Here is a 23,475-nt window from a genome sequence, read left to right on the forward strand (position 1 = left end):
AGTAGGCGCCGTACGGAGGACGTTCCGGACCGCAGCGGCCTGGCGCCCGAGGCGATGACGCCGCCTCGGGGGTTGTGACCGGGGGTCAGGCTTCGGGGATGGTGATGCCGAAGCTGGCGAAGTCCATCTGGTCCGGGTCCATGGTGTCGCCGATGGTGAGCGCGTCGATGCGGGCGAGTTCCTCGGCGGTGAGCTCGAAGTCGAACACGGTGAAGTTATCGGCGATGCGGTCGGCGTGCACCGACTTCGGGATCGCGGAGCGGCCTTGCTGGATGTGCCAGCGCAGCATGACCTGTGCCGTGCTCTTGCCGTAAGTGTCACCGATCGCCTTGATGACCGGGTCGGTCAGGGGCGTCTTGGGGTCGCCACTGTAGTGACGGATGCCACCGATGGGCGCCCAGGCCTGGGTGAGGATGCCGTGTTGCGCGTTCGCCGCCTGAAGGTCGGGGCGGATGTTATACGGGTGCAGTTCGATTTGATTGACCGCCGGCACGATGCTGGTCTGAGCCAGGAGAGCGTCGAGCCGGATCGGCTTGAAGTTGCTCACGCCGATCGCGCGGACCGCGCCGTCGGCGAGGAGAGTCTCGAGCGCTTGGTACGACTGGATGGTCTGGTCGAAGACGCTCGGCATGGCCTGGTGCAGGATCAGTAGATCGATCCGGTCGACGCCGAGTTTCTTCGCGCTCTTGGCGAAGGCATGCAGGGTGGCGTCGTAGCCGTAGTCGCTGATCCAGACCTTGGTCTCGACGAAGACCTCGTCGCGGTCGATACCGGAGCGGCGGATCGCTTCACCGACCTCACGTTCGTTGCCGTACGCGGCCGCGGTGTCGATGTGCCGGTAGCCGACCTCCAGCGCCGTCTGCACGGCGGTGACGGTCTGCTCAGGTGGGGTCTGGTAGACGCCGAAGCCCAGCGAGGGGAGCAGGACACCGTTGTTGAGTGTGACGGTTGTGGTCATTGCTTTTACGTTCCTTCGCTACGGGTGCGAGCGCGACGGCCCCAACGTGGTGCCCGTTGCGGGTCCGTCGTGTTCGCTATGGTCAGAGCGCGATGAGGACCTTGAGGGCCTCGCGGTCGTCCATGGCGTGGTAGGCGGCAGGTACCTCGTCGAGTGAGACGGTACGGTCGAAGACCTTGCCGGGGTTGACGGTGCCGTCGAGGATGCCGGGCATCAGCTCGTCGATGTAGGCGCGTACGGGGGCAGGGCCGCCGTTGAGGGTGATGTTGCGGCCGAACAGGCTGGCGAAGCCGACCGGGGCCTGGTCGTACTGCGGGACCCCGACGCGGCTGATGACGCCGCCGGCGCGGACGATGCCGACAGCTTGGTCGTAGGCGGGCCGGTGCCCGACGGCTTCCAGGACCTTCAGGGCTCCGCCGCCGGTGAGGTCGCGGACGGCGGTGATGCCTTCCTCGCCGCGCTCGGCGACGACGTCGGTGGCGCCGAACTCGAGGCCCAGGTCGGTGCGGACTTTGTGGCGACCCATCAGGATGATGCGCTCGGCGCCTAGCTGCTTGGCTGAGAGTACGGCGAGCAGCCCGACCGCGCCGTCGCCGATGACCGCGACGGTGTCACCGGCAACGACATTGGCGCGTTTGGCGGCGTGGTAGCCCGTGCCGTACACGTCGGCGAGGGTCAGCAGCGAGGGCAGCAGCTCCGAGTCGGTGCCGACGGGCAGCTTGACGAGGGTGCCGTCGGCGAGGGGGACACGGATCAGCTCCGCCTGCGCGGCGCTGAAGAATCCGAACTCAGGGTGGGCGCAGGCGGTTTGCACGCCGGCGCGGCAGAACTCGCAGGTGTTGTCCTGGTAGGAGAAGGATGCGACGACCAGGTCACCGACCTTGACGCCGGCCACGTCGGAGCCGGCCTGCTCGACGATGCCGAGGAACTCGTGACCCATCTGCATTCCCTGCTCCTGGGCGGGCAGGTCGTGGAACGGGTGCAGGTCACTACCGCAGACACAGGAACGCACGACGCGCACGATCGCGTCGGTCGGCTCCTGGACGGTGGGGTCGGGAAGGGTTTCGACGCGGACGTCACCGGCGGCGTACATGAGGGTGGCATGCATGGGTTTGATCTCCTGTTGCAGAAAGAAGAGAAGCGATGGAATGTCAGGCGGGCTTGTTCGCCAGCACCTTGTCGACGACGGCGCCGGCGCGGTCGGCCTGCTGTTGTCCGACGCGGGCTCGTAGTGTCGAGATCAGTCCTCGCAGGTTCGCCTCGGTCACTCCGGTGTTGAGGGCGATGGCGACGTGTGACTGCAGCTGCGACTCGACGCCGTCGAGGGTGGCCAGCGCTGCGACGGTGGCGATCTCCCGGCTCTGCCAGTCCAGGTTGTCGCGGGTGAAGATGTCGCCGAACAGGTGCGTTTTGAGGAACTGGTCGATGGTCGGCGCGAACTCGAACAGGGCGCCGGTCACTGGGGCGCCGGCGAGCTTGGTCTGGTTCTCGGTGCCGGCCTGCAGAATGTTCGTGCCGGTAGGCAGCGGGGTGGGCTGCGCGCCGACCGGGTCGCTGATGCCGTCCGCGCGGCGCTGCTCGAGCAGGGCCATGAACGCGCCGAGGCCGTTGAGGCTGCGGGGGAAGCCCGCGTAGGCGTACATCTGCACCAGGACTTCGGTGATCTCGCTGACGGTCAGCCCGGCGTCCAGGCCGTCGGTGAGGGCCTGACGCAGCTGCGGCAGGTGCCCCGCGGCGGTGAATGCCGCGATGGTCGCCGTCGCCTGCAGGCGCGGGCTGAGCTCGGATTCGCCGGGCATTGTCGTACTCCTTGCGTGGGTAACGGGGTGCGGCGGGCCGGCGGTCAGCTCTTGTTGGCCTGCTCGTACTGCTCGTCGGTGACCGGCTCGAGCCAGGTGGTGGGATCGCTGCCGTCCGGCTTGTTCTCCAGCAGCGCGAAGTGGCTCATGAACGTGTCGGCGGCGGCGCCGTGCCAGTGCTGCTCGTCGGGCGGGCAGATGACCGTCTCGCCGGCGTGGATGCGCACGACGGAGCCGTCCCGGGTGCCGACCAGGCCGACGCCCTCGTTGACGTGCAGGGTTTGGCCGACCGCGTGGAAGTGCCAGTTGGACCGGGCGCCGGGCGTGAACCGCACGAGCGCGGCAGTCATCCGCGACGGGCCGCTCCCGTTGTAGATCGGGGTCATATAGACGTCACCGGTGAACCACGAGGCGGGCGTCTTGACGGTCTGGCGGACGGGTTGAAGTTCCATGATGTGCTCCTCGGTGCGAACCCCGCAGGGTCGCGCGAACATGGGTGACCAGCGACGACGCTCACCGCTCCGGCTCTCATCCTCTATGGAACACGCTCGGGCGTACCGGTGGGAGGGCCTGTCGAAGCGTGTACTGACAGGGCACCCCGGGCCGGGCCTCCGGGGACGTACGGTGGCGGTCATGAACACCCGCGAGGACGTAAGTCGGCGCCAGCCGCGTCCACGGCAGATCCGGCCCGGGCTGCAGACCCCTTCTCGACGCCATGACCGACGCTGCCGCCCTCGTGTGTAACGCTCGCCTGGACGTCCTGGCCGTCAACCGGCTGGGCGAGGCTTCTATCGTCCCGTGTTCCGCGACTCGAGCCGGCCGGTGAACCTCGCCCGGTTCTGCTTCCTCGACCCCGCAGCCGACGATTTCTACCTCGTTTGGAAGGACGCCGCCGACACCACTGTGGTGCGGCTGCGTGGCGAAGCCCGACGAAACCCTTACGACAAATTCTTCAGCGACCTTATCGGTGCGCTTGCCGTGCGCAGCGACGACTTCCGCACCCGCTGGGCCACGCACAACGGGCCCCTGAGGCACACCGGGATGAAGCGCTTCCGGCACCCGGTCGCCGGCCGGCTCGATCTCGCGTTCGAGGCGATGCCCCTTGCAGCCGACCCGGGTCTGACCATGTGCGCCTACAGCGCCGAGGTCGGCACGCCGTCGCATGACAGCCTTCGCCTGTTAGGCAGTTGGACCGCGAACTCGGCGAGCGGCGCCTCAGCCCCGCAACACTGAGCACCATCTACCGACGGGAGGAGGCACCGCGTGCTGGGCTTGGTGCTGGTGGTGGTTCTGGTTGCGGTGCTGCTCGCCTGTGGTGTCCTAGGCGCGCGGTTACGGGTTGCGCCGCCGGTACTGCTGCTGGTCTGCGGGGTGCTGCTGGGTTTCGTTCCCGCGCTACGCGGCGTGCAACTGCCTCCTGAAATGGTGCTGCTGCTGTTCCTGCCGATTTTGCTCTATTGGGAGAGCCTGACCACCTCGCTGCGCGAGATCCGCAGCAACCTGCGCGTCGTGGTGCTCAACAGCACCGTCCTGGTGGTCGCCACGGCAGCCGTCGTCGCTGTTGCCGCCCACGCGATCGGGTTGCCCTGGGGGCCGGCATGGGTGCTCGGGGCGGCGGTCGCCCCGACGGATGCCACCGCGGTCGCGGTGCTGGCCCGATCGCTGCCGCGGCGCAACGTCACCCTGCTGCGCGCCGAGAGTCTTGTCAACGACGGCACCGCGCTGGTGATTTACGGACTCGCCGTCGGCATCACCGCCGGCGAACAACACCTGACTGTGCCGCACGTCGGCGGGTTACTGCTGCTGGCGTACGGCGGCGGCGCGCTCGCCGGAATCCTGGTGGCTTGGCTCGGCGTGCAGGCCCGGCGGCGCCTCGACGACCCGATCCAGGAAAGCGTCACTATTCTGCTCCTGCCGTTCACCGCATATCTGATCGCCGAGGCCGTCCACGCCTCCGGAGTCCTCGCGGTCGTGGTGTGCGGGCTGATCATGAGCCAGGCCGGGCCGCGGGTCGGCGTTGCCGCGACCCGGCAGCAGACCACCTCGTTTCTCACCCTGGCCACCTACCTGCTCAACGGCTCCTTGTTCGTGCTGGTCGGCCTGCAGGTACAGGCCGCGGTACGCGGGCTGACCAGCGTCGCCCTGATCCAGGGCCTGACTACGGTCGCCGTCGTGTCCGCCGCGGTCCTGGGGACCCGGTTCCTGTGGTTGTTCACCGCCCCATACGTGCTCCGGGTCCTCGACCGCCGCGCGCAGCAGCGTGAACGCCGGGTCGGCGCCCGCGCGCGGGTGGTCAGCGGCCTCGCCGGGTTCCGTGGCGCCGTGTCGCTGGCGGCAGCGCTCGCCGTACCGGCCGCGCTGAGCTCAAGGCAGCCGTTCCCGGCCCGGGATTTGATCATCTTCGTCACGACCGGTGTCATCGTGACAACCCTGGTGGTGCCGGCGTTGATTCTGCCGGCCGTGGTCCGCTGGGCGAACCTGCCGCCCGACACCGGCGTCGACCAGGAACGGCAGCTGGCCGAAACGCTCGCCACCCAGGAGGCCCTCGCGGCCCTGCCGCAGCTCGCCGCCGAGCGGCACATCGAGCCTGCGATCACCGAGCGGCTGCGCCGCGAGTACGAGAAACACCTCGCCGTCCTGCAAGCCGGTGAGGATGACTCCGGTGATCAGCCCGCGCTGCGCACCAAGCAGCAGGACACCACCCTGCGCTCCGCCGTCATTGCTCACAAGCGGGAAACCGTGGTGCGGCTGCGCGACGAGGGGGGCATCGACGACACCGTCCTGCGCGGGCTGCAAGCTCAGCTGGACCTTGAAGACACTCGCCTCACGGGGCCAACCGCATGGGGATGATGGTGCTGGGCTGGTCAGACGGTGTTGGCGTCGCTGGCGCCCGGCCGCTGACCTACCGCCGGGGGCGGGGTGTGCAAGCCGGCATTCTCGGCCGGTGTGGCAGACCAGGCATTGAGCAGAGCCAGGTTGTCGTGCGACGGCGTGCCGGCCTGCGCGGTGTAGACCAGCAGGGTCAGACCCGGGTCGGCGGGCAGGAGCATGACTTCGAAGGCCAGATCGAGTCGCCCGACGACGGGGTGCTGGAAGGCTTTGGCCCCGCGGTGGTGGGCGCGGACATCACGCCGGGCCCACAGGGTCCGGAATTCCTCGCTGCGGGTTGACAGTTCCCCGACCAGTTCCGTGAGCGCCCGGTCGTGCGGGGCGATTCCGGCTGCTGCTTGCAGGTGGGCGACCGCGTCGTCGGCGACCTTCGGCCAGTCGCTCCAGAAGTCGCGGGCCTGAGGGTCGAGGAAGGTGAACCGGGCGAAGTTGGGCGGGCGCCTGCTGTCCTGCAGCATCGGCGCATACAGTGCCCGGCCGAGGTGGTTGGTGGCGATTAGGTCGAGCACGGGGCTGCGCACCAGAGCGGGTGCGCCGACGATGACGTCCAGCACCGCCTGTACCCCGGGGGCGACAGACGTCGCGGTACGGCGGGGCCGGGCACGCGACGAAGGTTGCGCGGCCCGGGCCAGATGGTACAGGTGTTCGCGTTCCGTCTCGTCGAGTTGCAAGGCGCGGGCGATGGCGTCCAGGACGCTTTCGGAGGCCGCGGCGAGGTTGCCGCGCTCGAGCCGGTTGTAGTAGTCGACGCTGAGCCCGGCGAGGGTGGCGACTTCCTCGCGCCGCAGGCCGGGAACCCGCCGGCCGTGCTGCGGCACCGTCAGTCCGGCCTGTGGCGGGGTGATTCGCGCTCGCCGCGAGGACAGGAAATCCTGGATCTGACGTCGCTGGTCCATACGCTCAACGGTAGGCCGGTCGCACCGGATGCGGGAGGACCTGCCAGGGCATGGCTCACCCCGGACCTGCCACTGCTCACAGCGCGGTGCCGGTCTCCTTCGCCAGGGCCTGTAGCAGGCGGTCTTGGAACGCCTCGTCGTGCACAGCGTGGTGTGGCTTCCGCCGCTCGCGGTGGTACCAATACCCGCCGCTGGTGAGAGCGGCAGGGTCGTCGGTGGTCACCAGCCACTCCTGCGTGCGGTGGCCGAGCTCGAGATCGTCCGGCGCACCCGGTCCGCCCATCCTGGTCGGCACCCAGCCCGGATCCACGGCGTTGCTGATCACTTCGGGGCGCAGGCGGGCCATTGCCGCCGCGAGCGTGGTGACGAACAACTTGCTGTCCTCGTACGAGCCGGGGCGCTCACCGCGCCAATCGACACCGTCGACAACCGGGCTTCCCCCGAAATGCGAGCCGCTGCTCAGATACACCAACCGGCGCGGGCCCCGGACCAGGGCGGTCAGCAGGTACGGCGCGATGATGTTGACCGGCATCACCGCCCGGCCGCTCCACACCCCGGCGTTGTGGATCACCGCGTCGAGCGGCTCGCCTTCGTTCAGCTCGCTGGCGATGCGCCGCACGGCGCCACAGTCGGTGAAGTCGCCCACCACGGTGAGCGCCGCCCGGTCGAGCAACGCACCGAGGTCGGCTGCCCGCTTCGGGCTGCGGGCGTGCAGCACCACGTCGTGGCCCGCAGACATCAGCGTTACCGCCGCGGCACGTCCCAGACCGTCCGCTGAACCCGTCACCAAGATCCGGCTCATCACCGCACCGCCTTCCCGCATCGCCCGTTCATGAATGCCACGGTAGGTCGGCCCCGGGCCCGAGACAGGACCTGCCAGTGCCTGCCTCAGCCGGTCCTGCCACGGCCGCTGTTTCGCGGCTTAGCTGAATGCATGAGGTCCAAATCCCTGCCCCTGACCGCGCCGCCGGCAGCGGCGCACCCCGTGATCGGCCGCGGGCTGACGCTCCTGCTCGCTGTGCTGGGCGGGGTCGCCGTCGGTAACCTCTACTGGGCCCAGCCGCTGCTGCACATCATCGCCGATGACCTGCACGTCTCCACCGGGACGGCGGGGTCGCTGGTGACCGCCACCCAGCTCGGCTACGCCGTCGGCATCCTGCTGCTCGTTCCGCTCGGCGACCTGCTCAACCGCCGCCGGCTGATCCCGGCGCTGCTGATCAGCTCCGCCGTCGCGCTGCTCGCCTGTGCCGCCGCCCCGACCTTCGGCATCCTGCTGGGCGCGATCATCCTGCTCGGGCTGACCACCGTCGCCGGGCAGATCGCCGTCCCCCTCGCGGGTGACCTCGCCGACAACGCCACCCGCGGACGCGTGGTCAGCACCGTCATGGCCGGCTTCCTTACCGGCACCCTCGTCTCGCGGACCCTCAGTGGGCTGGTCGCCCAGGCCGCTGGCTGGCGTGCCATCTTCGTCGTCGCCGCGCTCGCCGCGCTGGTCCTCGCCATCCTGGCGTACCGCAGCATCCCGACGCTGCCGTCGCGCACCAGCCTGCGCTACCCCGCCCTGCTCGCCTCGGTCGCCACCGTGGTCCGCCGGCACCAGCTGGCCCGCTGGAGCCTCATGCTCAGCGCACTGCAGTTCGGCGTGTTCATGATGTTCTGGACGTCGCTGACCTTCCTGCTCGGCGCCCCGCCGTTCGCCTACCCGGTCAGCGTCATCGGCCTGTTCGGGCTGCTCGGACTTGTCGGCGCGGCCGCCGCGCAACGCACCGGCCTGCTGCACGACCGCGGCTGGTCCACTCACGCCACCGGGGCCGGCTGGGCCCTGGCACTGGCCTCGTTCGTCCTGATCGCCCTCGCTCAGCACTCCGTGCTGATCCTCGGCATCGGCATCGTGCTGCTGCACGTCGCGATCTTCCCGCTGAACGTGCTGATCTCCACCCGGCTGTTCGCCCTGGCCCCCGACGCCCGCAGCAGGGTCAACACCGCCGTGGTCTTCGTCAACTTCATCGCCGGTGCCATCGGCTCGGCCGTCATCAGCCCGCTGTGGTCCGCCGGCGGCTGGCGGGCGGTCACCCTGACCGAAATCGCGCTGTGCGCCGTCGGACTGGCGGTGTGGGCCATCGGCCGGCGCGGCCCCCTGGCCCAGCCCACCACAGTGTCCTGATCCACCCCCCGCTCCCGCCAACCGCACCCGCAACCGCCGAGAAGGAAACCACCATGACCACAACCACTCCCATCGAACCCAAGCACGTGCTCGTCATCGGCGCCGGGCCCGGCCTCGGCGCGGCCATCGCTCGCCGCTTCGGACGCGAAGCCTTCGCGGTCACGCTCGCCGCCCGCAGCGAAGAGAACCTCGCCAGCCTCGCCAGCGAGCTGCGCAGCACAGGCGTCACCGTGGACACTCTCACCGCCGACGCCGCCGACCCGCACACCTTCCGCAAGGTTCTCCAAGGCCTGGCCGAGACCACCACGTTTGATGTCGTCGTCTACAACGCCGCGGTCATCGCCGCCGACACCATCCTCGCCGCCGACACGGACTACCTGCAGAAGACCTACGCCGTCAACGTGCTGGGTGCCGTCACCACCGCCCAGGTGTTCACCCCGGCCATGCGCCAAGCCGGTTCCGGGACGTTTCTGGTAACCGGCGGATACGTCGGAGTCAGTCCCCAGCCGCCCTACGCCAGCCTGTCGCTCGGCAAAGCGGGACTACGCGCAGCGCTGACCCTGATGCACGACGAACTGAAGGACGATGGCGTGCACGCTGCCGGCATCACCATCGCCGGCGGCATCACCCCCGGCACCGCACTGGACCCCGACATCATCGCCGACACCTATTGGAACCTGCACACCCAGCCCCCCGCCCACTGGAATGCCGAAACCGTCTTCGACGGCCAATAAGCGGCCGATGCTCCTCGAACACCGCTCATCGTCGATACAGCGGGATCAACAGGCATGAAGGAGACCGCTATGACGGCAACCAGCCCGACCATCACTCTGAACAACGGTGTCGCGATGCCCGCCCTCGGACTCGGCGTTCTCGACGCCGCGGGCGAGGATGCCACCCGCGCCGTGACGATCGCCCTGAACACCGGCTACCGTCTGATCGACACCGCAGTGTTCTACCAGAACGAACAGCAGGTCGGCGACGGCATCAAGGCCGCTGGCATCGCCCGCGACGACGTGTTCGTCACCACCAAACTGTGGCTCGACGACTGGGGTTACGACCCCGCGCTACGTGCCTTCGACGCGAGCAGCCGCAACCTCGGCCTCGACATCGTCGACCTCTATCTGCTGCACTTTCCCAACCCCACTGACTGGGCGAACACCGTCGCGTCGTACCGGGCGGCCGAGCAACTGCTCGCCGACGGGCGCGTACGAGCCATCGGGGTGTCCAACTTCAAGCCCGAGCATCTCGACGCGCTCCTGGCCCAGGTGGACACGGTTCCCGCGGTCAACCAAATCGAGCTGTACCCCTCCTTCGCCCAACCCGGCATGCGCGCGAAGAACGCCCAGCACGGCATCACCACCCAGGCATGGTCTCCGATCGGGGGAATCCGCGTGAACTGGGCACCAGTGCCGGAGGACCAGCGACCTCTCAACAACCCGGTGCTACGGGAGATCGGCAAACGCCACGGCAAGACCACCGCGCAGGTAGTTCTGCGCTGGCACCTGCAGAACGGCCTCTCGGCAATCCCCAAATCCGTACGCCCGGAGCGGATCGAGGAGAACTTCGACGTGTTCGACTTCGTCCTCAGCACCGACGACATGACCGCGATCGACAGCCTCGACACCGGTGAACGCGGTGGCCCTGACCCTGCCATTGTCGATGCGAAGTTCTTCACCGCCGTCTGAAAATGCGCCCTGCGCCAGCTTCGACATAGGCCATCCTGACAAGCACCCGGAGACACCCATGAACAAGGCGACTGCACAAATTTTCGACCTATCAGGACAGGTCGCGATCATCACCGGAGGCGCGAACGGCATCGGCGCCAGCATAGCCTCGCGCCTCGCCGGCGCCGGCGCCTCCGTCGTCGTGGCCGACATCAACGAGCAGGCAGCGGCCCGGACCGTCGACGCGATCCAGGCCGACGGTGGCACGGCCGTGGCCTTCCGCGCCGACGCGGCCTCGATCGCCGACAGCGACAACCTCGTGCGCTTCACCGAGCAGCGGTTCGGGCGCGTCGACACATTGGTCAACAACGCCGGCGTGTACACCTACGTACCGCTGCTCGACCTGACCGAAGCGCATTGGGACCGCATGATCGACATCAACATGAAAGGCTTGATGTTCCAGAGCCAGTCCTTCGTACGCGCCCTACGTGCTCAGCAGCGACCCGGCACGATCATCAACCTGGCCTCCATCGGCGGGTACAAGCCGAACATCGACTTCGAGACCTACGACGCCTCCAAGGGCGGTGTCGTCATGCTCACGAAATCACTCGCACTCAACCTCGCCAAGTTCAACATCCGCGTGAACGGCATCGCGCCCGGACTGATCCGCACCCCCGGCGTCGACGCCATGGACGACTCGTCAACCGAGAACATCAATCAGGTCACCAGTCACATCGCGATGCGCCGGCTCGGCGAGCCCGACGACATCGCGAAGGTCGCACTCTTCCTCGCCAGTGACGCCGCAAGCTACATGACCGGCAGCGTCGTCGTCGTCGACGGAGGCACCCTCATCGACTGATGAAGCGTCCCCCGGCGCAACGACCCGCGGCCGGTGGCCGGGCGCGGCGGTCGGGGGTCTTGGCGAAGCGGGCGGCGCGCCGGTCACCGGCCGGGTAGTCGACGTGCGGAATCAGGTGGGCGGGGGCATCTCGTCGGCGAAGACCCGGAACTCGGCCGGATGGGTGTGCAGGTGCCAGAGCCGGCCGGCGAGGACGTCCGGGTCATGCGTGGGATGCCCGGGCCGGATCGCGCCGGGGATGATCAGCTGCCCGACCTGGATACCCTCACGTCCGAGGGTGTCGTGCAGCATCCGGGCGTACGCGGCCTCGCCGGCGAAGGCGATCGAGGTGCCGGCGACCTTAGGGTTGGGGCGTGCGCCGGAGCCGCCGTTGACGAATAAGATCGATCCCCGGCCGAGGGCCAGCATGCCGGGCAGCACCTGCCCGACCGCGGTGACCGGGCCGTAAACGGAGAACTCCATGGCGGCGGCCAGGTCGTCCGTGGTGGTTTCCAGGACCGGGCGCAGGAATTGTTTCTGCGGCAGCGGGCTGTATTCGAGGATTTCGATCGTTCCGAGGTCCTGCGCGGCCCGGTCCAGGGCGGCGGTCAGGGACTTCGGGTCGCGGACGTCAGCGGCATACCCGCGAGCGGTGACACCGGCGCCGGTCAGCTCTGCGGCGAGTTCGTCGACGTTCTGCTGGTTGCGCGAGACGAGGGCGACAGCGAAGCTCTCGGCTCCGAACGTGCGGGCGACGGCGGCGCCCAGACCTCGGCCGGCGCCGATGATGGCGATCGTGGTCATGGTGCTCCTTCAGACTAAGGGCCGCTGCCGAGCGGTCGCGGGCATCGCAGGTCAGCGGGTGGTGAGCCGGCCGTCGGCGGTGTGGGTCTGGTTGGTGGCGGCCCAGGAGGCGAGCAGGCGCAGGGCGTCCTCGGTGGGGGAGGCGGGTTCTGCGGCGTACAGGGTCATGGTGAGGTCGGGCTCGGCACGTAGGTCCATGCTTTCGTAGGCGAGTTCGAGGTCGCCGACGGCGTGGTGGTGGAAGGTTTTGACGCCGGTGCCGTGGGTGCGGACGTTGTGGGCGCCCCATCGGCGGCGGAAGTCGTCGCTGCGGGTGGACAGCTCACCGACGAGGTCGTGCAGACCCTTGTCGTGGGGGTCCTTGCCTGCGGCGGTGCGCAGGTTCGCGACGGTCATGTCGGCGGCGAGGTCGAACTTGGGGTAGAAGCGGCGGGCGGCGCTGTCGAGGAACGTGAACCGGCCGAAGTTCGGTGGCCGGGTCGGATCGGCGTAGACGTCGCTGTACATGGCCCGGCCGAGGTGGTTGGCGGCGAGCAGGTCCTGGCGGTTGTTGACGACGATGGCCGGGCCGGCGGTGATGGTGTCCAGCGACCATTGCAGGCTGGGCCGGATCTGCCACTGCTTGGGCGGGCGGGTCGGGCGCAGGACGGCGTTACTGCCGTCGGCCTCATGGGCCAGTCGCATCAGGTGGGCGCGTTCGGCGTCATCGAGCCGCAGGGCGCGGGCGATCGCGTCGAGGACGCCGGGGGAGACCCCGGCGAGGGTGCCGCGTTCGAGTTTGGCGTAGTACTCGACGCTCATTCCGGCCAGGGCGGCGACCTCGCTGCGGCGCAGCCCGGGCACCCGGCGCTGCCCGGAGGACGGCAGGCCGGCCTGCTCGGGGCTGATCTTCGCGCGGCGGGTGGTGAGGAACTCGCGGACCTCGGCTCGGTTGTCCATGCCCTCGACGGTACGACGAGCCCGGTCGTGCTGGGATGCCCTGCCAGTACACCCATCATCAGGGACTTCCTCGGCGCCCGGCGAGCGTATGTGCTCGTTCAGTGGGCATCTCCCGGCACAGTGCCGGCGATCGGCTGGGCATCGGCGCCTGTCGTGCGCGGTCAGCACCCGTCACTGGAGAAGGGACAAGCCACGTCCACCGCCATCGCTTCTCCCACCCCGGCGTGTCGGCTGTCGCGTACCACCGGGTTCGTCGTCGCGTCCGCCTCGTTCGTCTTGATCTTCGTCTCCGCGGGTACGCCGATACCGCTGTATAACCTCTATCGAGCCCACGACGGGCTGACGAACGCAGATCTGTCCGTGGTCACCGCGGTCTACCTGGCGGCGGCGGCCGTCTCGCTTCTCGTCTTTGGCCGGCTGTCGGACCATCTCGGGCGGCGCCTGGTCGGTGCCGGTGCGCTGGCCAGTTCGGCGCTGGGGCTGGTCATCCTGCTCGGCGTCGACGGGCTCGCCCCGCTCGCCACCGGCCGGGCACTGCAAGGCCTGGCCACCGGGCTGGCCTCCAGCGCGCTGGGCGCGTTCGTCGTCGACTCCGCCCCCGAACGCCCGCGCTGGCTACCGGCCGCAGTCACCAGCGCCGCCCCGATGCTCGGAATCCCGTTGGGCGCCTTGCTGTCCGGCGCGCTCGTAGACCAGGCGCCGGCTCCCCGGCATCTGACCTACTCCCTGGTGCTCGCTCTGTTGCTGGCCGCCGTAGTCCTGATCGTGGTGAGCCCGGAAACCGTCGCCCGCACCACGCTGCGGCGAGCGGCCGGTTCGCTACGTCCCCGGGTGCACGTCCCGGCCGGCGCCGGCCGGCCGCTGCTGGCCATGGCCGGGCTGATCCTGGCCACCTGGTCCCTCGGCGGCTTCTACCAGGCCTTCGGACCCTCCATCGCCCTGCAGCAACTCCGTTCCCAGGCGTCGCTGACAGCCGGTGCGGTGTTCGGTTCGTTCACCGTGCTCGCCCCGCTCGGTGGCCCGCTGACCGCACGGTTGCGCCCGGACCGTGCCATGCGCCTCGGTGCCCTCGCCTACGCGTTGTGTGTAGCCGGAATCTTGGTCACCCTCGGCGCGGCGGCGATCGGGCCGTTCCTGGCCGTGAGTCTGCTCGCGGGTGTCACGCAGGGCTTCGCCCAGACCGGCGGCATGCGTAGCCTGCTGGCCGGCGCGGGTCCGGGCGACCGCGCCGGTCTGCTGGCGACAGTGTTCCTGCTCAACTACAGCAGCGCCGCCGTCCCGAGCCTGATCGCCGGTCGCCTCACCACCACGTTCAGCCTGGTGCAGATCGCCGCAGGCTATGCCGTCCTCGTCGTCATCGGGGTCCTCGTCGTTCTGCTCCTGGCCCAGCCCGTACCGTCGGAGCCGCCTGCTGCGGAGCCCACCGCACCGCGGCCGCAATGACATCCACTGCCAAGGCGCAGCTCCGCGAAGCGGGGCAGTGCCGCGCCGAGCGAACGTCGCACCGGCCTGGAATACAGGCCGTCCCGGGAGGTCCGCCCATCCGCGCCTCAGGGATGTACTGCTGGTGCATCCATCGGCGGTGACTTCCTCACGGGCCCCGCCTGCGGGTGTGCTTGTCGCGTGCCTCTCCTGACGTCCAACCCAGCGTCGCCCGTCGCCCGTCGCGAGGTCGCGCTGACCTCCGGGCTGATCGCCACGGTGGTCTTCCTGACCGCTATCGCGCCGCTGGCGACCGACATGTACGTGCCGGCGTTCCCGCGGGTCGCTGGTGACCTGTCGGCGTCGGCGACGCAGGTGCAGCTGACGCTGACCACCTTCTTCGTCGGCATGGCCCTGGGACAGTTGATCGGCGGTCCGGTGTCCGATCAACGCGGCCGGCGTCGGCCGCTGCTGGCCGCGCTGGCGCTGATGACGGTCGCCTCGATCGTGTGTGCGCTCACCCCGTCGATCGGCGTCATGATGGTGGCGCGGCTGGTTCAGGGCTTCACCGGCGGGTGGGCGATGGTGATCGGCCGGGCGATCATCGTGGACCTGGCCACCGGCGCGCGCCTGGTGCGGGTGCTGAACGTGGTCGCCGGCGTGGGTGGTGTCGCGCCGATCGCCGGGCCGCTGCTCGGTGCGGTCATCCTGCAGTTGTCGCACTGGCGGGTGTCGTTCTGGACTGTCGCGGCGCTGGGCGTGGCGATGCTGGTCGCGGTGCTGGTCGCCGTCCCGGAGTCGCTGCCGCCGGACCAGCGGCACAGCGGCGGTCTGCGGGCCTTCGCGGTCGCCGGGCGTCAGGTGCTCGCGAACCGTCGCTACGTCGGCTATCTGCTGGTCACCGGTTCGGCCATGGCGGCGTTGTTCGCCTACGTCGCCACGTCGGCGTTCGTGCTGCAGTCGATGAACGGGATGTCCCCGATCGCCTATTCGGCGGACTTCGCGGCCAACGCGGCCGGGATGACCGTGGCCGCGCTGGTCGCCGCCCGGCTGGCCGGCCGGGTCGCCACCCGCAAGGTGATCCTGGTCGGGCAGGTGGCCGCGCTCGCGGCCGGCGTGGTGATGCTCGCCGGCGCGGTGTGGTTCGGCACGCCGCTGCTGCTCGCGGTCGGCTGTTTCTTCGTGCTGATGACCGCACAGGGTCTGATGATCGCTAACGGTGGCGCACTGGCCTCGGCCGAGGTGCCGGAGCACCCCGGCACCGGGTCGGCGGTGCTCGGGTTCGTGCAGTGGGTGGCGGCCGGGACGATCGCCCCGATCGCCGGTCTCGGTGGTGAGCACACCGCGGTGCCGATGGCATTGATCATGGTCGGCGGTGCTGTCCTGTCCATGGTCGGGTTGCTCGTGCCGGCCCGCGGCGGGACAGAGCCGGAAATCGCTCCACGCTGATGCGTATCAATGCGAAAAGCGAGCGAAAGAGCAGCCCTTCGTGGGGTGTACCGACAGAGTATCCCTGCCGGATCGGAATCCTGCTTTGCTCGAAACCGACCTCATATTCGAATCCGCCAAGGAGGCATCGTGTCCAATGACATCTCGGCGACACCGCTGTCGCGGCGCACGTTCATCGCCACGACGACCGCCGTCGGCGGTGCCACAGCGGCCGGCGGCCTGCTGACCGACGCGCCGGCCGACGCCGCGCCGGCCGCGGGCGTCCCCTCGCGGCCGGTGTCTCTGGAGGTGAACGGCCGACGCCACCGGGCCACCGTCGACACCCGCACCTCATTGCTCGACTTGCTGCGCGAGGACCTGGACCTGACCGGCACCAAGAAGGGCTGTGACCAGGGCGCGTGCGGGGCGTGCACGGTGCTGGTCGACGGCCGCCGGGTGAACAGCTGCCTCACGCTCGCCGTGCGGATGGACGGTGCCGAGGTGACCACGATCGAGGGTCTCGCCGACGGCGATGACCTGACGCCGTTGCAGGAGGCGTTCGTCGAGCAGGACGCGTTCCAGTGCGGGTTCTGCACGCCGGGCCAGATCGTGTCCGGCACCGCCTGCGTCCGGGAAGGCCACACCGGCTCGCCGGCGGAGATCCGCGAATGGATGAGCGGCAACATCTGCCGGTGTGGTTGTTACCCCAAAATCGTCAAGGCGGTCGAGCAAGCCGCCGGGAAGCGGTGAACCGGTGTTCGCCTTCACCTATACCAAGGCCGATGACACCCGGGCCGCGCTGGCAGCCGGCGCCCGTGGTGGCCGCTACATCGCCGGCGGCACCACACTGGTCGACCTGATGCGTGAAACCGTCGAGCGGCCGAGCGAGGTCGTCGACATCGAGGCGCTGCCGTTGCGCACCATCGCCGCGACCGGCGGCGGCGGGCTGCGCCTGGGTGCTCTGGTGCGCATGGCCGACGCCGCCCGGCATCCCCTCGTGCGCACCGCGTTCCCTGTGGTGTCGCAGGCCTTGGAGCTCAGCGCGTCACCGCAGCTGCGCAACATGGCCAGCCTCGGCGGCAACATCCTGCAACGCACCCGCTGCACCTACTTTCGCGACGTGTCCGCGGCGTGCAACAAGCGTGCGCCCGGCTCCGGCTGCGCGGCCCGCGAGGGCTGGAACCGCAGCCACGCGATCCTCGGCACGTCGCCGGCGTGCGTGGCCACCCACCCGTCGGACCTGGCCGTCGCCCTGACCGCCCTGGACGCCGTCGTCCACCTGCTCGGTCCGGCCGGGGTGCGCCAGGTCCCGATCGGTGAATTCATCCTCCGGCCCGGCAGCACCCCCGAGCGGGAACACGACCTGCTCCCGGGCGAGCTGGTCACCGCTGTCGACATCCCGCCGCATCCGCGGCCGCTGGCGTCGGGCTACTTGAAGGTCCGTGACCGGCAGTCGTACGAGTTCGCGCTCACCTCCGCCGCAGTGGCGTTGCATGTCTCCCATGGGGTCATCCGTGCGGCGAAGGTCGCCGCCGGGGGAGTGGGCACCGTGCCGTGGAAGTTGACCGCGGTCGAACGCCGCCTCGTCGGGCAGCGACCCTCCGCCGCCCTCTGGGCCCGCGCGGCCGGCCATGCCGCCGATGGCGCGCAGCCGTTGCGGCACAACGCTTTCAAGGTGGAGCTGTTGCGGCGCACCGTCGAACGTCAGCTGCGGATCGTGGGAGGGACCCGATGACTCAGCCCCGTACCGCTGTCGGCGCCGACAAACGACGCGTCGACGGCCGCCTGAAAGTGACCGGAGCGGCCCGCTACGCCGCCGACCACCTCATCGACGACGTCCTGCATGCCGTCATGGTGGACGCCACCATCGGCCGTGGCCGCATCACCGGCATCGACACCACCGCCGCGGCCGCACAACCGGGCGTACGGGCGGTCATCAGCCACCTCAACGCGCCGCGGCTGCCGTACCGGGAGAACACCGGATCGAACAACCCGCCCGGGCAGCGGCTGCGCGTCTTCCAGGACGACCAGGTGCATTTCTTCGGCCAGCCTGTGGCCGTCGTCGTCGCCACCACCTTGCAACAGGCCCAGCACGCCGCGAGCCTCGTGCGGGTCAGCTACGCCGCCGAGACACCGTCGTTCGACCTGTCCGGCGCACCGGCCAACGAGCCCACCGCGTATGCCCGCGGTGACACCGGTCAGGCGCTGCCCGCCGCACCGGTGCGCCTGGACGTCACGTACCGGACCGCCCGCAATCACCACAACCCGATGGAACCGCACGCCACCATCGCCCGCTGGCAGGACGACCAGCTCACCCTCTGGGACAAGACCCAGTGGGTCGGTGCCGGAACCGCCACCGAGCTCGCCGCGGTGTTCGGTCTCCCGCTGGCCTCGGTACGGGTGCTCTCACCGTTCGTCGGCGGCGCGTTCGGCAGTGGCCTGCGGGCCTGGCCGCACGTCACGGTGGCCGCTCTCACCGCCCGGCAGCTAGGCCGGCCGGTGAAGCTGGTCCTGACCCGCCGGCAGATGTACTTCGGCACCGGGTTTCGGCCCTCATACGAATACCGGCTGCAAGTCGGTGCGGACCGCCGCGGCCGGTTGCAGGCGATGAACCACGACATCCGCGCCGAGACGTCCCGCTACGAGAACTTCAGCGAAGGCATCCTGCCCGCCGGGCAGATGATGTACAGCCTGCCGCACGTCACCCAGCACTACGCCTCCGTGCCCCTGGACGTCAACACGCCCATCTGGATGCGCGGGCCCGGTTACGCCACTGCGGTCCACGTCATCGAATCGGCCATGGACGAGCTGTCCTACCGCGTCGGCGTCGACCCGGTCGAGCTGCGCCACCGCAACGAACCGAGCCAGGACGAGTCGACCGGACTGCCGTTCTCGACCCGCCGGCTACGCGAGTGCCTGCAAACCGGCGCACGCGAATTCGGCTGGCGAACCCGCCCACGCGCGCCGCGATCGACCCGCGAGGGCGACTGGCTGATCGGCACCGGAATGGCCGCCGGTGTCTACGACACCGCTCGTGCCCCGGCGCAGAGCCGGGCGCGGCTGTCCGCCGACGGCACCGCGGTGGTGGAATCCGCGACCAGTGACATGGGCCCAGGCACCTACACGTCCATGACCCAGGTCGCCGCCGACGCGCTCGGCGTGGACATGGGCCGGGTGACTTTCCGGCTGGGTGACTCGCTGATGCCGGCGACCCCGCCGCACGGCGGGTCGATGACCATGGCCAGTGTCGGCTCTGCCGTCCAGGACGCCTGCGACAAGGTACGCCTGCAGGCGATCACCCTCGCCGTCCAGGACCCGCAGTCACCGCTGTACGGCGCCGACCCCGCCACCGTCGTCGTCCGTAACGGCCGGCTGTCAATGCGCGACCGGCCCGCGCGCGGTGAGACGTACCGCCGGTTGCTCGACCGGGCCGGACGTGACCACCTGGAGGCCGACGGCTCGTTCACCCTGCCGACCGGCGAAGCCCGGTTCTCGTTCTACGCCTACGCCGCCACCTTCGCCGAGGTGGCCGTCGACGCGCGCCTGGGCATCGTCCGGGTCCGCCGGCTGCTCGGGGTCTACGACGCCGGCCGGATCGTGAACCCGGTGCTCGCCGACAGCCAGGCCATCGGCGGCATGGTCGGCGGTATCGGCACGGCCCTGCTGGAACACACCGTCACCGACACCCGCGACGGACGCATCACCGACGCCAACCTCGCCGACTACCTCGTGCCGGTCAACGCCGACGTGCCGAACCTGCGGGCGATCTACCTGCACGGCGAGGACCGCGAGGCCGACCCGCTGGGCGTCAAGGGTCTTGGCGAGGTGGTCCATGTCGGTGTCGCCCCGGCGATCACCAACGCGGTCTTCCACGCCACCGGCAAGCGGATCCGGGAACTGCCCGTCACCGCGGAAATGCTGCAGTAATGCTGCACGAGGTGTGGTTTTTCGTCGACGCACAGCGCCGGGCCGGCCAGCCGGTGGTGCTGGCCCGGCTGGTCAGCCGCGACGGTCCGGGCGCCCGGCCGGTGGGCGCCACCATGGCGGTCGCGGACGACGGCAGCTGGCGTGGTTCGCTGTCCGGTGGCTGTGTCGAAGGCATCGTCCTCGAGGCAGCCACCGCGGTGCTGGGCGGTGCCGCCCCGTGGCAGGAGCTCGTCTCACCCGGCGAGCACCTGATGCCCTGGGAGGAGGCGCCGGCCTGCGCCGGGCAGCTGCGCGTCCTGATCACCCCCGCCCCACCGGACCCGGTGCACACCACGATCACCGCGGCCCTCGCCCGCGACGAGCCGCTGGCCGTACGGGTCGCGCTGCATCCGCCGTACACCTGGTCGACCGCCGCGACTACCGATCACCTGGACGCGACAAACGCCTTCATCGAACAACTGCCGCAGCGGCAGCGTCTGATCCTCGTCGGCGCCACCGACCTGGCCGCCATCCTGGCGTTACTCGCCCAGCCGCTGCACCGCAAGGTCGTCATCGTAGACCCACGCGCCGGGCACCTCGGCTCCGGCGCGTTCCCCGCCGACGCCGAGACAGTGCTGGCCTGGCCCGACCAATGGATGACGGGCCATCGCCTGCGAGCCTCGGGCGCGGTGGTCGTGCTCAGTCACGACCCGCGCATCGACGACCGGGGCATCCGGGCCGCACTGGCCGGTGGTGCCGGGCACGTGGCCGCGCTGGGCAGCCGCGCCACCCACCGGCAACGGATGCGCCGCCTCGACGGCCTGCCCGGTCTGGAGCGGCTGGCGGCCCCGGCAGGCCTGGATCTGGGCGGCACGTCACTGGCCGAGACCGCATTGTCGATCCTGGCCGGGATCGTCGCCGCCGGGAACGGCCGCACCGGCGGCCCGCTACGCGACACCGAGCGGCCGATTCGCGCCGTCCCGGCGTCCCGCGTCGGATCCGGCCGGGTCTAAACCTGGTTGCCGTGCCCTGCCGGTACACCTATCAACAGAGGCTCCCCCGGGCAGCGCCGATGCGGTTTCCTTCGAATGCACCGACAATTAGCAAGGAGATCCGTCATGCGTGGTGTTGTCATGCACGCCCCCGGCGACGTCCGGGTCGAGGACCGCCCGGACCCGCGGATCGAGCAGCCCACCGACGCGATCATCAAGGTGTCGGCGGCCTGCGTCTGCGGATCCGACCTGTGGCCGTACCGGGGCGTCGAAAAGCTCGACGGAGCGACATCGATGGGCCACGAGTACGTCGGCATCGTCCAGGAGTTCGGCAGCGAGGTCCGCACCCTCAAGCCGGGTCAGTTCGTCGTCGGCTCGTTCTGGGCGCTGAACCAGGGCTTGGACGCCGGTGTGACGGTTAATCAGGTCAAGGAGGTTGCTGGTGCAGATGTACGCTTACGCTGGCTTCCCCCGCAGCCTCAACGGCATCAGCACGTTCATGACCGTGCTGGAGCAGCGCGAGGACAAGGGCGTCAAGGACGAGATCGGCCCGGGGCCTAGTCCGTTGCCCGATGGTACGGACATGCTCGAGCTCGGCACTCGAAACCAGACGGAGCTGTCCGGTGCTCCGGTCAACGGCCCGATGTTCGACTTCGCCCCGGCGATCGATGAGTTCCTCAAGACGCACCTGTTCGGCGACATCTTCGGCCGCGACAACCTCGAATGGCGCAGCCGCGAAGTGGCCACCATCGCCGCGATGGCCACGCTCAAAGGCACCGAGTCACAGCTGCGGTCCCACTTCGCCATCGGGCTCAACACCGGACTGACCGAGGCTCAACTACGGGGACTCGTCCAGATGCTGCGTCACGAGGTGGGGTCTCAGCCCGCCGCCAACGCCGTGCGGATCCTGGACGAGGTCATCCAGAACCGCTGATCGCGCCCGGGGCTTCCAGCAGCCCACCCGACAGAGGGAGATGCCATGTCGACCCCACGCGCGGCCGTCTGCGCAACGCTGTTGACCATCGCCGGACTGACCGTTGCCGGCTGCGGTGGCCCCGGCCGGTCCGAGGACACCCGGGTAGACGCATCAGCCACCGGACCGGCTACGCCCTCGCCGAGCGGCACCGACGCCGCATCCCGCCAGGAGGAACAGATGAAGATCAGCATCGCCATCGGCGACGAGCGCTTTTTGGCCACGGTGTTCGACAGTGCCGCCGGTCGTGACCTTATCGCCCAGCTGCCGCTGACCATCACCATGACCGATCACGGCGCGGTGGAGAAGACCGGCCCGCTACCGTCGCCGCTGTCGCTGGCCGGCCAGCCAGACGGTGCCGACCCCGACGTCGGAAACGTCGGCTACTACGCACCCGGCAACGATTTCGTCCTCTACTACGGCGATCAGTCGTACTACCCCGGCATCGTGATCATCGGTCGCCTGGACGGCGACGCCGCCGGCCGCATCGCCGGCATGGACGGTGCCGTCACCGCGACTGTCAACGTCCACGCCGGTTGACGCCGGCATCCGCTGATGCTCACCTCTGGCGTGCGGCGCCGAGCAGGGTCGGTGACAGCAGCCAGTCCGCGCTGCGCTGGACACTCAGGATTGCTCGAGTTCGTAGGCGTCGCTGCCGGTCGCCTCGGCGAGCGCGAAGGCAAAGCTGTGGCGCAGGTCGTGGGGCCGTATTGGACTGATGTGCCGGGCCGGGTCGCCGTGTTCGGCGTCATGCCAGCGGCCGATCTGCTCGCAAATCAGGTTGATCGAGCGCCGAGAGAGCCGGCCGCCGGGACGGCGGAGCCGATCGATGCGGCGGACAGCAACAGCGCGGCCGCGGCCAGCCCGGCGTCGGCGGGACGCTCGTGATGGCTCACAGTTGCGTTGCGGGATCGGCAGGCACGCTCTGCCGGCGGGACACGTTGGTTGGCTTGCTTGGGCGAGTTCGGTGAACGCTGCGGCGATCCGTGTTGTGGGGCGGGCGTCGGCTCCGAGTTCGTAGTGGCCGCGGCGCAGATTTTGTACGAAGGCGTGCCCGGCGATCACGACCTGCGTTGTCCTATCCGTTTGGAGGCCGCGCCTCGGTTTCAGCCGGCGCTTGAGCTGACTGTGATCTGCTTCTATCGGGTTGTTCGCGTACCGCTCGACGTGATGCCACGCCGAGGGAACCAGCTCGTCGAGTACGGCGGGGTAGACCGGTGCGGCGTCAGTCACGACCTCGCTCGGGGTCACCTTCAGGGTGCGCAGCGCCCGGAGGAGAACTGCCGCGCGGCTGGGGCGTCCCGGCGAATCGTGAGCAGGACGTCGATGATCTGGCCCGTGTTGGTCGATGGCCCGGTAGAGGTAGCGCCACACGCCGTTGACCTTCATGTAGGTCTCGTCGATGAACCAGCGAGCGCCGGGTGAGTGCCGGGCGGGCCGGGCGGCGTCGGCCAGCAGCGGGGTGAAGCGCTGCACCCACCGGTAGACGGTGACGTGATCGACTCGATGCCGCGTTCGGCGAGCAGCTCTTCCAGGTCGCGGTAGGACAGTCCGTAGTGCAGGTACCAGCGCACCGCCATCATGATCACTTCAGCCGGGAACCGGAACCCGGCGAACGCCGAGCGAGGTGGAGACCAGGGGCGCTACCGAGCAGCATGCTTCACTGATCAAGCCTGCCCGGACTCTTTGATCGGCGAACGCAACGGACCCCTCAGCGGCGTCCGCATGCCCCGAATGAACTCGATCATGGAACGATGGATCCAGTCCTCCCGTATGAGCTGCTCGACCGGACGCTGATCT

At 69.5% G+C, this 23,475-nt stretch carries 23 protein-coding genes and 1 pseudogene; 15 read left to right on the top strand and 9 right to left on the bottom strand.

Translation table 11 applies throughout. The annotated features are described in order from the left end of the window. Window positions 1-85 precede the first annotated feature (85 nt). The 4 genes from ACZ6TI_RS47535 to ACZ6TI_RS47550 all read right to left on the bottom strand — a co-directional run bounded on the left by ACZ6TI_RS47535 (window position 86) and on the right by ACZ6TI_RS47550 (window position 3,209). On the bottom strand, window positions 86-958 hold the full coding sequence (locus tag ACZ6TI_RS47535) for an aldo/keto reductase (protein WP_465351927.1): 873 nt from the start codon (window positions 956-958) through the stop codon (window positions 86-88). A gap of 82 nt (window positions 959-1,040) precedes the next feature. Then, the gene (locus tag ACZ6TI_RS47540; RefSeq protein ID WP_465351928.1) at window positions 1,041-2,066 is read right to left on the bottom strand and encodes an alcohol dehydrogenase catalytic domain-containing protein; all 1,026 of its coding nucleotides are present in this window, start codon (window positions 2,064-2,066) and stop codon (window positions 1,041-1,043) included. A gap of 43 nt (window positions 2,067-2,109) precedes the next feature. Continuing rightward, complete coding sequence (locus ACZ6TI_RS47545; protein WP_465351929.1) at window positions 2,110-2,757, bottom strand: carboxymuconolactone decarboxylase family protein; 648 nt, start codon at window positions 2,755-2,757, stop codon at window positions 2,110-2,112. Window positions 2,758-2,801: 44 nt separating this feature from the next. Further along, window positions 2,802-3,209, bottom strand: a complete 408-nt coding sequence (locus ACZ6TI_RS47550) for a (R)-mandelonitrile lyase (protein ID WP_465351930.1) — start codon at window positions 3,207-3,209, stop codon at window positions 2,802-2,804. A gap of 263 nt (window positions 3,210-3,472) precedes the next feature. Here ACZ6TI_RS47550 and ACZ6TI_RS47555 point away from each other — a divergent pair. Together ACZ6TI_RS47555 and ACZ6TI_RS47560 are read left to right on the top strand one after the other, a co-directional pair. Continuing rightward, window positions 3,473-3,990, top strand: a pseudogene (locus ACZ6TI_RS47555) (MmyB family transcriptional regulator). A gap of 30 nt (window positions 3,991-4,020) precedes the next feature. Then, window positions 4,021-5,607 (top strand): Na+/H+ antiporter, encoded by a 1,587-nt coding sequence (locus ACZ6TI_RS47560; protein ID WP_465351931.1) that lies wholly within the window; start codon window positions 4,021-4,023, stop codon window positions 5,605-5,607. 14 nt (window positions 5,608-5,621) lie between these two features. Here ACZ6TI_RS47560 and ACZ6TI_RS47565 read toward each other — a convergent pair whose 3' ends face one another. Then, window positions 5,622-6,542 (bottom strand): helix-turn-helix transcriptional regulator, encoded by a 921-nt coding sequence (locus tag ACZ6TI_RS47565; protein ID WP_465351932.1) that lies wholly within the window; start codon window positions 6,540-6,542, stop codon window positions 5,622-5,624. Between the two features lie 76 nt (window positions 6,543-6,618). After that, a complete protein-coding gene (locus ACZ6TI_RS47570; RefSeq protein WP_465351933.1) occupies window positions 6,619-7,365 on the bottom strand; it encodes an SDR family NAD(P)-dependent oxidoreductase in 747 nt (248 codons plus the stop codon). 111 nt (window positions 7,366-7,476) lie between these two features. On the opposite strand from ACZ6TI_RS47570, the gene ACZ6TI_RS47575 reads away from it, so the two are divergent. From ACZ6TI_RS47575 to ACZ6TI_RS47590, 4 genes are all read left to right on the top strand, one after another. Further along, on the top strand, window positions 7,477-8,706 hold the full coding sequence (locus tag ACZ6TI_RS47575; protein WP_465351934.1) for an MFS transporter: 1,230 nt from the start codon (window positions 7,477-7,479) through the stop codon (window positions 8,704-8,706). Between the two features lie 53 nt (window positions 8,707-8,759). Further along, window positions 8,760-9,440, top strand: a complete 681-nt coding sequence (locus tag ACZ6TI_RS47580; protein WP_465351935.1) for an SDR family NAD(P)-dependent oxidoreductase — start codon at window positions 8,760-8,762, stop codon at window positions 9,438-9,440. Between the two features lie 114 nt (window positions 9,441-9,554). Next, a complete protein-coding gene (locus tag ACZ6TI_RS47585; RefSeq protein WP_465351946.1) occupies window positions 9,555-10,394 on the top strand; it encodes an aldo/keto reductase in 840 nt (279 codons plus the stop codon). A gap of 58 nt (window positions 10,395-10,452) precedes the next feature. Continuing rightward, window positions 10,453-11,232: an SDR family NAD(P)-dependent oxidoreductase gene (locus tag ACZ6TI_RS47590; RefSeq protein ID WP_465351947.1), complete on the top strand. Its 780-nt coding sequence runs from the start codon at window positions 10,453-10,455 to the stop codon at window positions 11,230-11,232. 111 nt (window positions 11,233-11,343) lie between these two features. Here ACZ6TI_RS47590 and ACZ6TI_RS47595 read toward each other — a convergent pair whose 3' ends face one another. Continuing rightward, window positions 11,344-12,015, bottom strand: a complete 672-nt coding sequence (locus ACZ6TI_RS47595; RefSeq protein WP_465351936.1) for an SDR family NAD(P)-dependent oxidoreductase — start codon at window positions 12,013-12,015, stop codon at window positions 11,344-11,346. 51 nt (window positions 12,016-12,066) lie between these two features. Beyond that, complete coding sequence (locus ACZ6TI_RS47600; RefSeq protein WP_465351937.1) at window positions 12,067-12,954, bottom strand: helix-turn-helix transcriptional regulator; 888 nt, start codon at window positions 12,952-12,954, stop codon at window positions 12,067-12,069. 153 nt (window positions 12,955-13,107) lie between these two features. On the opposite strand from ACZ6TI_RS47600, the gene ACZ6TI_RS47605 reads away from it, so the two are divergent. The 9 genes from ACZ6TI_RS47605 (at window position 13,108) to ACZ6TI_RS47645 (ending at window position 22,215) form a co-directional block, all read left to right on the top strand. Next, window positions 13,108-14,397, top strand: coding sequence for an MFS transporter (locus ACZ6TI_RS47605; protein ID WP_465351938.1), 1,290 nt, complete (start codon window positions 13,108-13,110; stop codon window positions 14,395-14,397). 180 nt (window positions 14,398-14,577) lie between these two features. Continuing rightward, the gene (locus tag ACZ6TI_RS47610) at window positions 14,578-15,825 is read left to right on the top strand and encodes a multidrug effflux MFS transporter (RefSeq protein WP_465351939.1); all 1,248 of its coding nucleotides are present in this window, start codon (window positions 14,578-14,580) and stop codon (window positions 15,823-15,825) included. A gap of 276 nt (window positions 15,826-16,101) precedes the next feature. Beyond that, window positions 16,102-16,554: a (2Fe-2S)-binding protein gene (locus tag ACZ6TI_RS47615; RefSeq protein WP_465351948.1), complete on the top strand. Its 453-nt coding sequence runs from the start codon at window positions 16,102-16,104 to the stop codon at window positions 16,552-16,554. Between the two features lie 4 nt (window positions 16,555-16,558). Beyond that, window positions 16,559-17,539: an FAD binding domain-containing protein gene (locus ACZ6TI_RS47620; protein ID WP_465351940.1), complete on the top strand. Its 981-nt coding sequence runs from the start codon at window positions 16,559-16,561 to the stop codon at window positions 17,537-17,539. Beyond that, the gene (locus ACZ6TI_RS47625) at window positions 17,536-19,731 is read left to right on the top strand and encodes a xanthine dehydrogenase family protein molybdopterin-binding subunit (protein ID WP_465351941.1); all 2,196 of its coding nucleotides are present in this window, start codon (window positions 17,536-17,538) and stop codon (window positions 19,729-19,731) included. Before ACZ6TI_RS47620 ends, ACZ6TI_RS47625 begins: the two co-directional genes overlap by 4 nt. After that, window positions 19,731-20,723 carry an XdhC family protein gene (locus tag ACZ6TI_RS47630; RefSeq protein ID WP_465351942.1) on the top strand — a complete coding sequence of 331 codons (993 nt, stop codon included), beginning with the start codon at window positions 19,731-19,733 and terminating at the stop codon, window positions 20,721-20,723. Before ACZ6TI_RS47625 ends, ACZ6TI_RS47630 begins: the two co-directional genes overlap by 1 nt. 105 nt (window positions 20,724-20,828) lie before the next feature. Continuing rightward, window positions 20,829-21,263: an alcohol dehydrogenase catalytic domain-containing protein gene (locus tag ACZ6TI_RS47635; protein WP_465351943.1), complete on the top strand. Its 435-nt coding sequence runs from the start codon at window positions 20,829-20,831 to the stop codon at window positions 21,261-21,263. Beyond that, on the top strand, window positions 21,145-21,636 hold the full coding sequence (locus tag ACZ6TI_RS47640; RefSeq protein ID WP_465351949.1) for a carboxymuconolactone decarboxylase family protein: 492 nt from the start codon (window positions 21,145-21,147) through the stop codon (window positions 21,634-21,636). Before ACZ6TI_RS47635 ends, ACZ6TI_RS47640 begins: the two co-directional genes overlap by 119 nt. A 45-nt stretch (window positions 21,637-21,681) precedes the next feature. Next, a complete protein-coding gene (locus tag ACZ6TI_RS47645; protein ID WP_465351944.1) occupies window positions 21,682-22,215 on the top strand; it encodes a cyclophilin-like fold protein in 534 nt (177 codons plus the stop codon). Between the two features lie 84 nt (window positions 22,216-22,299). Here the strand turns inward: ACZ6TI_RS47645 and ACZ6TI_RS47650 are convergent, their stop codons facing one another. Beyond that, window positions 22,300-23,151 carry an IS6 family transposase gene (locus ACZ6TI_RS47650; protein ID WP_465351945.1) on the bottom strand — a complete coding sequence of 284 codons (852 nt, stop codon included), beginning with the start codon at window positions 23,149-23,151 and terminating at the stop codon, window positions 22,300-22,302. Window positions 23,152-23,475: the final 324 nt, after the last annotated feature.

Source organism: Actinoplanes sp. NPDC051388 (genome assembly GCF_055586225.1).

Bases quoted from the DNA above. Each gene is read 5' to 3' on its own strand.
- ACZ6TI_RS47535 (WP_465351927.1), bottom strand. From the start codon at position 958: ATGACCACAACCGTCACACTCAACAACGGTGTCCTGCTCCCCTCGCTG.
- ACZ6TI_RS47540 (WP_465351928.1), bottom strand. From the start codon at position 2,066: ATGCATGCCACCCTCATGTACGCCGCCGGTGACGTCCGCGTCGAAACC.
- ACZ6TI_RS47545 (WP_465351929.1), bottom strand. From the start codon at position 2,757: ATGCCCGGCGAATCCGAGCTCAGCCCGCGCCTGCAGGCGACGGCGACC.
- ACZ6TI_RS47550 (WP_465351930.1), bottom strand. From the start codon at position 3,209: ATGGAACTTCAACCCGTCCGCCAGACCGTCAAGACGCCCGCCTCGTGG.
- ACZ6TI_RS47565 (WP_465351932.1), bottom strand. From the start codon at position 6,542: ATGGACCAGCGACGTCAGATCCAGGATTTCCTGTCCTCGCGGCGAGCG.
- ACZ6TI_RS47570 (WP_465351933.1), bottom strand. From the start codon at position 7,365: ATGCGGGAAGGCGGTGCGGTGATGAGCCGGATCTTGGTGACGGGTTCA.
- ACZ6TI_RS47575 (WP_465351934.1), top strand. From the start codon at position 7,477: ATGAGGTCCAAATCCCTGCCCCTGACCGCGCCGCCGGCAGCGGCGCAC.
- ACZ6TI_RS47580 (WP_465351935.1), top strand. From the start codon at position 8,760: ATGACCACAACCACTCCCATCGAACCCAAGCACGTGCTCGTCATCGGC.
- ACZ6TI_RS47585 (WP_465351946.1), top strand. From the start codon at position 9,555: ATGCCCGCCCTCGGACTCGGCGTTCTCGACGCCGCGGGCGAGGATGCC.
- ACZ6TI_RS47590 (WP_465351947.1), top strand. From the start codon at position 10,453: ATGAACAAGGCGACTGCACAAATTTTCGACCTATCAGGACAGGTCGCG.
- ACZ6TI_RS47595 (WP_465351936.1), bottom strand. From the start codon at position 12,015: ATGACCACGATCGCCATCATCGGCGCCGGCCGAGGTCTGGGCGCCGCC.
- ACZ6TI_RS47600 (WP_465351937.1), bottom strand. From the start codon at position 12,954: ATGGACAACCGAGCCGAGGTCCGCGAGTTCCTCACCACCCGCCGCGCG.
- ACZ6TI_RS47625 (WP_465351941.1), top strand. From the start codon at position 17,536: ATGACTCAGCCCCGTACCGCTGTCGGCGCCGACAAACGACGCGTCGAC.
- ACZ6TI_RS47630 (WP_465351942.1), top strand. From the start codon at position 19,731: ATGCTGCACGAGGTGTGGTTTTTCGTCGACGCACAGCGCCGGGCCGGC.
- ACZ6TI_RS47635 (WP_465351943.1), top strand. From the start codon at position 20,829: ATGCGTGGTGTTGTCATGCACGCCCCCGGCGACGTCCGGGTCGAGGAC.
- ACZ6TI_RS47645 (WP_465351944.1), top strand. From the start codon at position 21,682: ATGTCGACCCCACGCGCGGCCGTCTGCGCAACGCTGTTGACCATCGCC.